We start from the raw sequence: 12,822 nt of genomic DNA on the forward strand, positions 1-12,822 counted from the left end.
GATCCGGGCCTCCGTCACGGACGACCGGCCTTGCTCGGATCGACCTTGGGATAGCCCCGCGGCGCCATCGTCCCGGCGCCCCCGCGATGGCCGACCCACTTCGCCAGCTCCTCGCCCGCCACGGTCCGGGTGCGCCCGGCGCTGTCGGGCCAGGTGAGGCCGTCGGCGAGGCGGAAGATCACGACGGAGTCGAGGGCGCCGTCGCGGTACTTCTGCAGCCGCACGCCCTTGCCGCGGACCATTTCGGGAATCTCCGCCAGCGGGAACACCGTCATGAGCCGGTTGGTGCCGCAGGCGGCGGCGTGGTCGCCCTCCCCCACCTCGACGACGAGGCTCGCGGTGGCCGGCTCGTCGAGGCCGATCACCTGCTTGCCCTTGCGGGTGTTGGCGACGAGCCCGTCGGCCGGGGTGACGAAGCCGCGCCCGTCGGTGGTGCAGAGCAGGAGCTTCACCCCGGGCTTGTGGGCCCAGACGGTGACGATCTCCGAGCCCTCGTCCATGTCGACCATCAGGCGGACCGGATCGCCGAAGCCGCGCCCGCCCGGGAGCTTGGCGGCCTCCAGGGTGAAGACCTTGCCGTTCGAGGCCAGCACCAGGATCTTGGCGGTGGTCTCGGTCGGGAAGCTCACCTTCAGGGTGTCGTCGCCCTTGAACTGCACCGCCGAGAGGTCGGCGACGTGGCCCTTGAGCGCGCGGATCCAGCCCTTCTGCGACACGATCACGGTGATCGGCTCGCGCTCGACCATCGCCTCGGAGAAGTCGATGCCCGAGGTGTCGGGCGGGTTTTCGAGCGTGGTGCGGCGCCGGCCGAGCGGCGTCTCGGGACCGTAGGTCTTGCGCACGCCGCGGATCTGCTTGGTGATCGCCTTCCACTGCAGGTCGTCGGAACCGAGCAGGCCGTCGAGGTCGGCCTTCTCGGCGGTCAGCGTGTCGAACTCGCGCTTCAGCTCCATCTCCTCGAGCTTGCGCAAGCTGCGCAGGCGGGTGTCGAGGATGGCGTTGGCCTGCAGCTCGGTGAGTTCGAAGACCCGCATCAGCTCGGCCTTCGGCTCGTCCTCCTCGCGGATGATCTGGATCACCCGGTCGAGGTCGAGATAGACGATGAGCAGGCCGCCGAGGATCTCGAGCCGCCGCTCGATCTGGGCGAGGCGGTGGCGCGAGCGGCGCTGCAGCACGACCCGGCGATGGTCGAGCCACTCGCGCAGCGCCTCGGCCAGGCCGATCACCCGCGGCACCGTCCCGCCGACGAGCACGTTCATGTTGAGCGAGATGCGGCTCTCCAGCTCGGTGAGCCGAAAGAGCGATTCCATCAGCACCACGGGGTCGACGGTGCGCGAGCGCGGCTCGAGCACCACCCGCACGTCCTCGGCCGATTCGTCGCGCACGTCGGCGAGCAGCGGCAGCTTCTTCTCGTGGAGAAGCTCGGCCATCTTCTCGATCAGCCGGGCCTTCGGCACGCCGTAGGGAATCTCGGTGACGACCACCACCCAGGTGCCGCGGCCGAGATCCTCCTTCTGCCAGCGCGCCCGGACCCGGAAACCCCCGCGGCCGGTGCGGTAGGCCTCGGAGATCGAGGCGGCGGAATCGATGACGATGCCGCCGGTCGGGAAGTCCGGTCCCTTGACGAAGGTGGTCAGCTGCTCCGACGTCGCGTCGCGGTGGCCGATGAGATAGAGCGCCGCGTCGCACAGCTCCGCCACGTTGTGGGGCGGGATCGAGGTCGCCATGCCGACGGCGATGCCCTGCGAGCCGTTGGCGAGCAGGTTCGGGAAGGCCGCCGGCAGGACCACCGGCTCCTCTTCCTGCCCGTCGTAGTTCGGGCGGAAATCGACCGCGTCCTCGTCCATCCCCTCGAGGAGGAGGCGGGCGACCTCGGTCATCCGGCACTCGGTGTACCGCTGGGCCGCCGGGTTGTCGCCGTCGATGTTGCCGAAATTGCCCTGGCCGTCGACCAGCGGGTAGCGCTGGGCGAAATCTTGCGCGAGGCGCACGAGCGCGTCGTAGACCGCGACGTCGCCGTGGGGGTGGTACTTGCCGATCACGTCGCCGACGACGCGGGCGCATTTCTTGTAAGCGCTGCCGGGATCGAGGCGCAGCAGCCGCATCGCGTGCAGGATGCGGCGATGGACGGGCTTGAGGCCGTCACGGGCATCCGGCAGCGCCCGGTGCATGATGGTCGAGAGCGCGTAGGCGAGGTAGCGCTCCTCGAGCGCCGCCTTCAGGTCGACGTTCTCGATCCCGTCGCGATCGGAGGGTGGCTCGAAGGGCTTTCCCATGGGCGCAGATCAACTCACGATTTCGGCGGTCTCAAGACCAGAACATAACACGAACATTGACCGATGGCCAGAAACGCGGCCAGGAATGCTGCCAGGAACGCGGCCCGCGGCCGGGACCGCGGGTCAGTCCGCCCCGGCGGTCCCCAGGGCCACGAACCGCACCCGCTCCTCCGGCTCGGCGAGATCGTTCGGCCTCCAGATGTGCTGGTCGAGGAAATAAGCCGTTAAGGTAAAGCCTTGCTTGACCTCCCGGGGCGTCGGCACGTTGAGGCCGCGCCGGTCCGGCCGGTCGACCAGGAAGTCGGGCAACGCCAGGAGCCGGTCGCGCCAGGGCTCGCCGGCCGCCGCGCTCACCGCCCGCCCGCTCCGCGGCGAGACGTAGGCGAGGTACTCGTTGGCGCCGGTGGCGGCGCAGGCCGACAGGTCGAGGCCGAAGCCGAGTTCGGCGAGCATCGCCAGTTCGAAGCGGACCATCAGGGCGGGGGCCAGTTCGGGCTCGTGCAGATGCTCGATCAGCACGCGCGCGGCGGCGAACAGGGCCGGGTGCGGATCGCGCTCGGGCAGGAGCCGCATCAGCCCGGCGGCGTAGCCGATGCCATAGAGGGCGATCCGCGAGCCGACCAGCCGGGCGCTGGCGCTCTCGATCGGCTCGACCGCGTAGGCGCCGAGCGACTCGTCGAGCCGCGCCCGCCACACCGCCCGCACGAGGTTGCCCGGCTGGAGCACCGGCTGCATCCGGCGCGAGCGCCCGCCATGGACGAGCCCGAGATGTCGGCCGTGCTCGGCCGTCATCAACTCGAGGACGACGCCGGTCTCGCCGTGCCGCCGCGCCCCGAGAACCAGCCCGTCATCCGTCCATTGCATGGACGCTAGATAGCGTCTCGCGGGCGAAAAGCCGAACGGGCTTCACGCGGGCGCCGGTCTTCGATTCGCATCGGTCGTCAGGCCGGCGGCAGCATCACGGCGAACCAGATCCGCGTGCCGCGCCCGGGCTCGCTCGCGACGTCGATCCGGCCGCCCATCAGTTCGACGAGGTGGCGGCAGATCACCAGGCCGAGGCCGCTGCCGCCGTAGCGGCGCCGAATCGACTCGTCGCCCTGGCCGAAAGGCACGAACAGCCGCTCCTGCTGCGCCGCCGACATGCCGATCCCGGTGTCGCTGACCGCGAACAGGATCCGCCCCTCCCCGCTCCGCCCGGTCTCCGGGCTCACCGACAGGACGACCCGCCCGGCCGGCGTGAACTTGACCGCGTTGGTCAGGAGGTTGAGCAGCACCTGGCGCAGGCGCCCGACATCGCCGAGCACCATGGGCGGGGTCGCGGGGTCGCGCATCACCTCCACCGCCACGCCCTTGCGGGCGGCGGCGCCCCGGGCCACGGCGGCGGTGCCCTCCAGCAGGTCGGCGAGCAGGAAGGCTTCCGGATCGAGGGCGACCTGGCCGGCCTCGATCTGCGCGACGTCGAGCACGTCGTCGACGACCCGGATCAGGATCTCGCCGGCCTCCTGCACGGCGGCGAGGTGGCGCAGGGTCTCGGGCTCGCGCGAGCGGGAGAGCATGTGCTCGGTATAGCCGAGGACCGCGTTGAGCGGGTTGCGGATCTCGTGGCTCATCATCGCCAGAAAATCCGACTTGGCGCGGTTGGCCTGCTCGGCGCCCTCCTTGGCGGTCGAGAGGGCCTGCTCGGCCCGCTTGCGCGGGGTGATGTCGAGGGTGAGGCCGACGATGCGCCCGCTCATGCCGTGGGCGTCGTCGAGGACGCGGCCGAGGCTCTGGATCCAGCGGGTGCCGCCGAGTTCCGAGGTCACCCGCACGTCGACCGAGAACGGGGTGCGGGTGGTGACCGCCCGGGTCACCGCGTCCCACAGCATGGCGCGGTCGTCGGCGTGGACCAGGCCGGTCCAGGCCGAGGAGGTGATGATGCAGGCCTGGGCCGAGAGGCCGTGCAGCCGCGCGCCCTCGGCCGAGAGGGAGAGCGCGCCGGTGCGCATGTTCCAGTCCCACAGCCCGACGCCGGCGGCCTTGTGGGTGAGGAGCAGCAGGTTGGTGGTGGCCTCGAGCGCCTGGTTGTCGGCCACCACGTCGTCGACGTCGGCGGCGGTCATCATCCAGCCGGTGACGGCGGCGCCCTCGCGGATCGGCACCAGGTCGGTCTGGTGCCAGTGCCAGCGCCCGCTGGCGTCGCGCAGGCGGATCGTGAGGTCGTAGGGCTGGCCGGAGCGGATCGCCGAGGCGCGGGCCGCCGCGACCCGGTGGCGGTCCTTGGGATGGACGGCGCCGTCCCAACCGTCGGGCTCGCCGTGGCCGGACCCGATCTCCCGCGCCGCCCGGTTGGCGAAGCTGACCGCGCCGGCCTGATCGAGCACCCAGACCTTCTGCGGCAGGGCGTCGAGCAGCGCGTGCGACGAAAGGGAGGCGGGTCCCGGCGGGCGCTCCGGCCGCGCACGGCCGAGGGCATCGTCCGGTCCGGCGACCGGTACGCCCTCGATCGGATGCGCGGTGCGCGCCGTCATCTGCTCTCCTCTCCGATCGCCCGCGGTGGGGAGACCGGCATCCGCCTCGGCGGCTGCCTCGCGGCCGGACGCTGTCGCGTCCCGCCGAATCGGGTAAATCCCGACACAGGCTTCTGCTAACCTAGGGGCGCGGTTTGTCCAAGAGCATTACGGAGACTCCCAAAGCTTTCCCGGGTAAAATCGCCGCGACGTCATGACCTGTCGCCGTGGCTCCAACATCACGCGGGCACTTGTGGCCCTCCTGCCGGAAATAGGCTGGGCGAGCGAGGTCCGAACCAGGCTCTGCAGTCTCCGGGCGGCGTCCGGCAGGCAACGGCGCACCCGTCGAAGTAGAAGCAAGGCCTGTCATGGCCTCGCTGCTTGCATCCTGCCCGGTCACGGCGCGCGGGCGGCGAGCCCCGGGCAGGCGGCGGCCTCGAGCCGCGCGGCGACGCGGTTGCGGGACGGCGCGTCGAGGCCGAGATGGACCCCGTCCGGCGACCGCCGCATCCCGGCCGGGTCACGCAGGTCCGCGAAGGCATCGACGAAGCGGCAGCCGGCCCGGCGGCACTCCTCCTCGATGATGCCCGAATAGGCGGCCGCGGCGGCGACGTCGTAGAAATGCGTCACGCCGGGGCGCCCGGCATCGAGGGGCGGGATCGGCGTCGCCACGACGGCCTGCGCCCGGGGCACCAGCTCGGCGAACAGCGCCCGCGCCTCGGCCCGGAAATGCTCGGCCGCCTCGGGGTGGCCGGCACGCTGGCGCAAGGTGAGGTCGTTGGTGCCGATCGTCACCACGATCGTGTCCGGGGGCCGCGGCAGCGCGATCCAGCCGGCCACGGCCCGCAGGCCGGAGGTCCGCGTGCCCGCGATGGCGCCGTTGACGGCGGGGTGCCCGCACAGGCTCGGCAGGAAGAGCCGCTCCATCTGCGAATCGCCCAGGAGCAGGCTGTAGGGTCCCTCGACCTGCTTGAGCGCCCCGGAGACCGCGAAGGCCCGCGCCTCCCGGAACGCGGCCACGCCCTGCCCGCCGTCGGATCGATGGCCGACCAGCAGGTATCCGCCGAGCGCCGCCGTCGCCAGGACGGCCGCCGCGGCGACTCCCAAAATTCGTTTCCGCACCCGTCGCGTCCGATCCCGACGCCCCCGATGCGGGCGCACAAGCGCTGACGGACGCGGGCCTGTCAATCGCGCCGCGCGCCGCCTGCCGGCTCGTCATCCGCCGGTTATCCACAGGCGCGGCGTTTTCCCCCGACATCTTCACGCCTGATTCGGTGGTTCTGATCATGGTTGAGGGCAGGTCAACGGAGAGCCCGCGCCATGAAGCCTGTGGAGATCGACCCGTCCGAGGTGCGCGCACCCCGCCAGGACGCGTCCGGGCGCGCGACGCCGCGCCTCGGTCGTCCGGCGGTGCTGGCCGCCCTGGCCGTGGCCGGGATCGGCGGCTGCGCGGGGCTGGCCGCCGCGGCCTATCCGACGGTCAGCGCGCTGCTGCGGCCCAAGCCGACCGAGGTCCATTTCGGCCGCGTGGCCGACATGCCCGAGATCAAGGACGGCATCCCGGCCCTGCGGACGGGCCCGGCCCCGACCGTGCGCAAGGTCGAGATCCCGCCGGCGACGCCGCCGGCCGCGGCCGTCGCCCTGCTCGATCCGAAGCCGGCCGCGCCGCCGGCCCCCCTGTCCGCGCCGACGCCGTCCGCCGACGTGGCCGCGACCGGGACCGCCTTGGTCGCGCCGCCCCCGGCCCCCGCCAAGGTCCCGGAGACGCCCCGTCCGGCGCCGGCGGCCAAGCAGGTCGTCGCGGCCCGAGAGGTGGCGACGCCCCGCGAGACCCCGGCGCCGGTGCGCCCGCGCGCCATCGAGCCCGCGCCGCTGCCCCCGGCCCGCGCGGTTCAGGCCAAGCCCGCCGCCCCGCGCGAGAAGGCTGCCGAAGAAAAAGCCGCGACGAAGGGCGAGGCATCCGCAAAGCCCGCCCATGCCCGCGAGGCCAGGGCGGAGACGCCGCGGCCGGTGCCGTCCAAGCCGGTGCCCGAGAAGGCCGCGACCGAGAAGCGCCCGGTCGAGCGCACCGCCGAGAAGCTGGCCCCCCGGCGCGAGCGGCCCGACGCCGCCCAGCGCACGGCCTCCGCGCAAATCCCGGCTGCCGCGCCGCCGGAGGAGCCGACCCGCTTCCTGGGCGTGCCGCTCCCGGACCTCGCCCCGGCCGGCCGGGCGATCAAGGACACCGTGAAGGACACGGTGGACGCCGTGATCGCGTTCCCGAGCCGGCTCTGACCGGGTTTCGCGGGAACCGCCGGCCCAGGTGAGCCGACGGCGTTCGTAATCGTGACGCGGTCGCTGGTCGTCCCGGGCGCTACCCCGCCCGGGCCACGCCGTCGAGGAGTTCGAGCACCAGCCCGTCGCGATGCGGCCGGCCGTACTCGTCGATAGCCTCGACGGTGAGGCGATGGGTACCTGCGCGCAGATCCCGCGGCAGGCGCGCGACCCAGAGATGCGAGCACGGCTCGGCCTTCACCCACGATTTCTTGGTCGCGGCGTTGCGGGCGTAGAGCGCGGCGACGAACGGGTCCGGCCGGCGCGTCCGGGTCATCGTGATGAGCGGTCCGTCACCGATGCGGAACGCCACCGTGCTGCGCGGCCCGCCGTCGAACAGGTTGACCACCACGTTCGTGCCGCCCGCGCTCTCGGCCGGGATCGTCGCGCCGAGGAGCTCGTAGAGCCGCGTGTCGGGCAGGCGGGCGAGGTCGTCGCCGTGGAACTGGCTCTCCAGCACGATCCGCATCTGGCGGCCCGCATCGTCGCTCGCCGGGACGTAGCGGGTCGTGTAGCTCCGCCCGCCCGCGACGCTCAGCACGTGGAAGCCGTGCGGGGTGCCGTCGCGGCTGTCGGCGGTGGCGATGCCGCGCCGGTCCGGCGGGCCGCTCCACCACGAGCCCGAGACCGCGGTGAGGACGTGGTGATGGTGGGCGTCGCCCCCCGTGCCCCCCGGCCGGCCGTCGGGCCCGAGATAATGGTGCTCGGTGGTGTGGGTGTGGCCCGAGACGCTGACGCAAGGGCGCCCGGCCAGCAGCCGCAGCAGGGCGGCCCGGTCGGCAGTGCCGATGCCCGGATCGTCCGGCCCGAGATCGGTGGCGAGCGGGATGTGCATCGCCACCACCACCAGGCGGTCGGCGGGCACCTGCTTCAGCACGTTCTCCACGAAGGCGAGCTGGCGCTCGCCGATCCGCCCCTCGTAGCGCCCGCCCCGGCCGGCCGTCGCGGTATGGGCGCCGAGATAGTGGACGTTGTCGAGCATCAGGAACAGCACGCCGCCGTGTTCGAGCGCGTAGTACGGCGCCCCGAAGGTACGCTTGAAGGTCTCGCGCGAGCGGCTTGCGTCCGGCGCCTCGAAGTTGAGGTCGTGGTTGCCGCCGATGTGGAACCACGGCACGCCGATCTGCGCCATGATCCGGTTCTGGCGCGGATAGAGCGAGAGGTCGTCGAACAGCACGTCGCCGGTCGTCATGCCGAATGCCACCTTGCCGAAAGTGCCCCGTGCGCCGAGCACCCGGGCGACCGCGGTGTCGCGCACGAAGGTCAGCTCGGCGTGGCTCTCCGGCTGGGGATCGGTGAACAGCACGACGTCGAAGTCGCCGCTCTCGGGGCCCCGCGTCAGGCCGAAATCGACGGAGGCCGGCAGCGGCCCGGTCGGCGCGATGCCGGGATAGCGCAGGGCGAGGTCCGGCGGCGTGCCGGCCGGCTGGTGCAGATAGGAGAAATGCGGCAGGCCGTCGGGCCCGGGCGGCAGGGCGAATCCCGTCGGCTTGATCACGAAGATCACCGCCTCGTCGCCGATCGGCAGGGCGTAGCGCCCCTGCGCGTCGGTGCGGACCACCTCGCGGCCGTTCGAGACCATCACGTCGGGCAGGCCCGGATCGTCGGGCCCGCGCCGGCCCTTGGCACCGCGATCCTCGTAGACGATGCCGGTCGCCTGGCCGGCGGCTCGACCGTCCCCCTGGCCGACGCTCGGCCCGGTTCCGCTCCCCTGGGCCCGGGCCGCGAGGGGCGCCAGGGCCAGGGCCGTCGCCCCGGCCAGGGTGGTGCGACGGGTGAGAGTGTGGTGATCCGTCATCGTGGCCTCGTCCTCCCGGCCGCCCTGCCCGCCGGGGCGGAGCGAGGCGGCGCGCTGGTGCGGCCCGGAGGCAACCACGGCTCCTTGACGGTTCGGTGACGGCCGGGCTCAGGCCGCCCGCACGTGTTCCAGGAAGCGGGCAACGCCCCGACGGAGGTCCTCGGACTGGTGCGACAGGGCGGACGCGGCGGCGAGCGCCTGGTCGGCGGCCACGCCGGTCTCGCCCGCCGTGCCGGCGACGCTGTCGACGGTCTGCGTCTCCACCCGGGCGGCGTGCGAGGCGTTGTGGACGATGTCGCGCGTGGCGGCCCCCTGCGCGTCGACCGCCGTGGCGATCGCACTCGTCATCCGGCTGACCTAACGGATACGGTCGGCGATGCCGCCGATCTTGGCGACAGCCCCGTTCAGCTCCTGCACCAGGGCGGCGGTGCGGCCCGCCACCTCGGCGACGCCGCCGCCGACCGGCGCCTCGAAGCGGTCTGCCATCTCGCGCATCCCGGCACGCCGCTGCGCCTCGGCCGGGAGTAAGGTGCGAACGCAGTGCGCCTCGGAGGAGGGTCCACTGATCTCGGAGGCTTCTGGAGCCCTCCTTCGAGGCAGTCGATCAGAGATCGCGTGCGATCTCCGATCGCCAGCGATCTCTGATCGGCAACATCTCAGGATGAGGTTGCTGGTGGGACAGATCATATCGATCGGTCGAACAGGCTCCAACAGCCCTTCACCGACCCTTACGGCAGGACCAGCGGCGCGCCTCAATCGAACCCGGTCTTTCCCCCTCGAAACTTCTTCACGTCGCCGCGGCGGCCCTTGTCCTCCAGGCGGCGCTTCTTCGAGGCGAGGGTCGGGCGGGTCGGGCGGCGCGGCGTCGGCGGCACGGCGGCCTCGCGCACGAGGTCGACGAGGCGTTCCCGCGCCTCGGCGCGGTTGCGCTCCTGGGTGCGGTGGTTCTGCGCGGTGATGACCAGGACGCCGTCCGAGGTGAGGCGCCGCCCGGCGAGCTTCATCAGGCGGATCGCCACGGCGTTGGGCAGCGAGGGCGAGCGGCGCACGTCGAAGCGCAACTGCACCGCGGACGAGACCTTGTTGACGTTCTGGCCGCCCGGGCCGGAGGCGCGCACGAAGCTCTCGTCGAGCTCGGACTCGTCGAGGGTGATCCAGGGCGTGCATTCGAGACCCAACGACCGGCGCTCCCGAGAACCTGTGCGACACGATAATTCCCGCCGCCATCCCACGAAACCGGCGCGCGCGCTACATCCCGGTCGTGCCCAGACCCTCCACCCCCGCCGCACCGACCCGCAAGGCCCGCTCGCGCAAGGCCCCCTCACCCAAGGCGCCCTCCGACGAGGTGACGTCCGGCGAGGTGACGTCCGGCGAGCCGCCCGTTCCCACGCCGGCCGCTCCCGAGCCGTCTCCCGCCTCGCGACCGGCCTTGCCGCCCGCCGTCGCGGAGTGGTTCGCGGCGCGCGGCTGGGCGCCGCGGCCGCACCAGCTCGCGCTGCTGGCGGCGGCGCAGGGCGGGCGCTCGGCCCTGTTGGTCGCGCCGACCGGGGCCGGCAAGACGCTCGCCGGCTTCCTGCCGACCCTGGTCGAGCTGGCCGAGGGCAGCGGCAAGGGCGGCCTGCACACCCTCTACATCTCTCCGCTCAAGGCGCTGGCGGTCGACATCGCCCGCAACCTCGAGGCGCCGGTCGCCGGGATCGGGCTGGAGCAGACGATCCGGATCGAGACCCGCACCGGCGACACCCCGTCGCACAAGCGCACCCGCCAGGTCGCGCGACCGCCCCACATGCTGCTGACCACCCCCGAGCAGCTGGCGCTGCTGATCGCCCACCGCGAGGCGGCCGCGCTGTTTCGCGGCCTCAAGCGGGTTGTGCTCGACGAGTTGCACGCCCTCGTCACCTCGAAGCGCGGCGACCTCCTGAGCCTCGGCCTCGCCCGGCTGCATCGCCTCGCCCCCGGCCTCGCCACCACCGGCCTGTCGGCGACGGTGCGCGAGCCCGACGCGCTGCGGCGCTACCTGGTGCCGCAGGCGCCCGAGCCGGCGATGGCCGACCTCATCACCGTCGAGGGCGGGGCCCGCGCCGACCTGCACATGCTGGAGACCGGCCGCACCCTGCCGCTCGCCGGGCACACCGCCTGGCAATCGATGCCGGCGGTCTACGACCTGATCCGGGGCCACAAGCTGGTGCTGGTCTTCGTCAACACCCGGCTCCAGGCCGAGTACACCTTCCAGGAACTCTGGAACCTCAACGACGACGGGCTGCCGATCGCGCTGCATCACGGCTCCCTCGACGCGACGCAGCGCCGGAAGGTCGAGGCCGCGATGGCGGGCGGCGTGCTCCGCGCCGTGGTCTGCACCGCGACCCTCGACCTCGGCATCGACTGGGGCGATGTCGACCTCGTGATCAACATCGGCGCGCCGAAGGGCGCGAGCCGGATCATGCAGCGGATCGGCCGGGCCAACCACCGGATGGACGAGCCGTCGAAGGCCTATCTGGTGCCGGCCAACCGCTTCGAGATGCTCGAATGCCGCGCCGCCCTCGACGCGGTGGAGGAGGCGGCGCAGGACACGCCCGATCCCCGCATCGGCGCCCTCGACGTGCTGGCCCAGCACGTGCTCGGCATGGCCTGCGCCGGGCCGTTCTCCGAGGACGAGCTCTACGACGAGGTCCGGGCCGCCTCGCCCTACGCCGACCTGACCCGCGAGGATTTCGCCCTCGTCCTCGATTACGTCGCCACCGGCGGCTACGCGCTCAGGGCCTACGAGCGCTTCGCCAAGATCCTGCGCGGGCCGGACGGGCTGTGGCGGGTGCGCGACGCCCGCACCGCGCAGCAGTATCGGATGAATGTCGGGACGATCATCGAATCGACCAAGGTCAAGGTGCGGCTCGCCCGGCGCAACCGGACGAAGCCCGGCGCCGTGCTGCCCGCGGGCGGCCGGGTGCTCGGCGAGATCGAGGAGGATTTCGCCGAGACGCTGACGGTCGGCGACACCTTCCTGTTCGCCGGCGAGATCCTGCGCTTCGAGGGCCTGCACGAGGACGAGGCGCTAGTCACCCGCGGGCCACCCGGCACCGATCCGGCGATCCCGAGCTATGCCGGCTCGAAGTTCCCGCTCTCGACCTTCCTGGCCGCCCGGGTGCGGGCGCTGATCGCCGACCCGTTCGAGTGGGACCGGCTCCCGTCCCAGGTCGCCGACTACCTGGTGCAGCAGCGCCGCCGCTCGGTGCTGCCGGGGCCCCGCGACCTCCTGGTCGAGACGTTTCCGCGGGCCAACCGCCACTACCTCGCCTGCTTCCCGTTCGAGGGCCGCCTCGCCCACCAGACCCTCGGCATGCTGCTGACCCGCCGCCTGGAGCGGGCCGGGATGCGGCCCCTGGGGTTCGCCGCCAACGATTACGGCCTCGCGGTGTTCGGCACCCGCGATCTGTCGGAGCGCATCGCCCGCGAGCCCGGCTTCCTCGATCGCCTGTTTGCCGAGGACATGCTCGGCGACGACCTCGAGGAATGGCTCGACGAATCCGCGATGATGAAGCGCACCTTCCGCCAATGCGCCGTCATCTCCGGCCTGATCGAGCGCCGGCATCCGGGCCAGCGCAAGACCGGGCGCCAGGTCACGATCTCGACCGACCTGATCTACGACGTGCTGCGCAAGCACCAGCCCGGCCACCTGCTGCTGCGGGCGGCGCGCCAGGATGCGGCAACCGGACTCCTCGACGTGACCCGCCTCGGTATGATGCTTGCGCGCATCCAGGGGCGAATCATCCACCAGGCCCTCGACCGGGTCTCGCCGCTCGCCGTCAACGTCATGCTCGAGATCGGGCGTGAGCGGGTCTACGGCGAGGGGGCGGACGAGATCCTGGCCGAGGCCGAGGCCGCTCTCCTCGGCGAGGCGCTGGCGTGACGGAACAGAGACCGGAGGGCGCCCCGCTCCGGCACAGGAAGA

11 protein-coding genes are annotated in these 12,822 nt (G+C 72.6%); 2 read left to right on the top strand and 9 right to left on the bottom strand.

What is annotated here, in order from left to right; all coding sequences use genetic code 11:
• Positions 1-14: 14 nt before the first annotated feature.
• The 4 genes from parC to BMX97_RS26530 form a co-directional block, all read right to left on the bottom strand.
• Positions 15-2,276: a DNA topoisomerase IV subunit A gene (gene parC / locus BMX97_RS26515; RefSeq protein ID WP_091754181.1), complete on the bottom strand. Its 2,262-nt coding sequence runs from the start codon at positions 2,274-2,276 to the stop codon at positions 15-17.
• 123 nt (positions 2,277-2,399) lie between these two features.
• Positions 2,400-3,140 carry a DNA repair protein RecO gene (recO, locus tag BMX97_RS26520; protein ID WP_091754182.1) on the bottom strand — a complete coding sequence of 247 codons (741 nt, stop codon included), beginning with the start codon at positions 3,138-3,140 and terminating at the stop codon, positions 2,400-2,402.
• A 77-nt stretch (positions 3,141-3,217) separates the two neighbouring features.
• Positions 3,218-4,786, bottom strand: a complete 1,569-nt coding sequence (locus tag BMX97_RS26525; RefSeq protein ID WP_091754183.1) for a PAS domain-containing sensor histidine kinase — start codon at positions 4,784-4,786, stop codon at positions 3,218-3,220.
• Positions 4,787-5,161: 375 nt separating this feature from the next.
• Positions 5,162-5,872, bottom strand: a complete 711-nt coding sequence (locus BMX97_RS26530) for an SGNH/GDSL hydrolase family protein (protein WP_091754184.1) — start codon at positions 5,870-5,872, stop codon at positions 5,162-5,164.
• A 213-nt stretch (positions 5,873-6,085) separates the two neighbouring features.
• On the opposite strand from BMX97_RS26530, the gene BMX97_RS26535 reads away from it, so the two are divergent.
• The gene (locus BMX97_RS26535) at positions 6,086-7,039 is read left to right on the top strand and encodes a hypothetical protein (RefSeq protein WP_091754185.1); all 954 of its coding nucleotides are present in this window, start codon (positions 6,086-6,088) and stop codon (positions 7,037-7,039) included.
• Between the two features lie 79 nt (positions 7,040-7,118).
• Here BMX97_RS26535 and BMX97_RS26540 read toward each other — a convergent pair whose 3' ends face one another.
• From BMX97_RS26540 to BMX97_RS33185, 5 genes are all read right to left on the bottom strand, one after another.
• Complete coding sequence (locus BMX97_RS26540; protein WP_091754211.1) at positions 7,119-8,876, bottom strand: calcineurin-like phosphoesterase C-terminal domain-containing protein; 1,758 nt, start codon at positions 8,874-8,876, stop codon at positions 7,119-7,121.
• 108 nt (positions 8,877-8,984) lie between these two features.
• Positions 8,985-9,224 carry a hypothetical protein gene (locus tag BMX97_RS26545; protein WP_091754186.1) on the bottom strand — a complete coding sequence of 80 codons (240 nt, stop codon included), beginning with the start codon at positions 9,222-9,224 and terminating at the stop codon, positions 8,985-8,987.
• A gap of 9 nt (positions 9,225-9,233) precedes the next feature.
• Positions 9,234-9,362 carry a hypothetical protein gene (locus BMX97_RS34265; RefSeq protein WP_280142818.1) on the bottom strand — a complete coding sequence of 43 codons (129 nt, stop codon included), beginning with the start codon at positions 9,360-9,362 and terminating at the stop codon, positions 9,234-9,236.
• 266 nt (positions 9,363-9,628) lie between these two features.
• Complete coding sequence (gene arfB, locus BMX97_RS26550) at positions 9,629-10,054, bottom strand: alternative ribosome rescue aminoacyl-tRNA hydrolase ArfB (RefSeq protein WP_091754187.1); 426 nt, start codon at positions 10,052-10,054, stop codon at positions 9,629-9,631.
• 70 nt (positions 10,055-10,124) lie between these two features.
• On the bottom strand, positions 10,125-10,265 hold the full coding sequence (locus BMX97_RS33185) for a hypothetical protein (RefSeq protein ID WP_177202361.1): 141 nt from the start codon (positions 10,263-10,265) through the stop codon (positions 10,125-10,127).
• Positions 10,266-10,305: 40 nt separating this feature from the next.
• On the opposite strand from BMX97_RS33185, the gene BMX97_RS26555 reads away from it, so the two are divergent.
• Complete coding sequence (locus BMX97_RS26555; RefSeq protein WP_244538656.1) at positions 10,306-12,780, top strand: ligase-associated DNA damage response DEXH box helicase; 2,475 nt, start codon at positions 10,306-10,308, stop codon at positions 12,778-12,780.
• Positions 12,781-12,822: the final 42 nt, after the last annotated feature.

Origin of the sequence: Methylobacterium sp. ap11, from assembly GCF_900110515.1 — a bacterium.
GTDB lineage: Bacteria > Pseudomonadota > Alphaproteobacteria > Rhizobiales > Beijerinckiaceae > Methylobacterium > Methylobacterium ajmalii.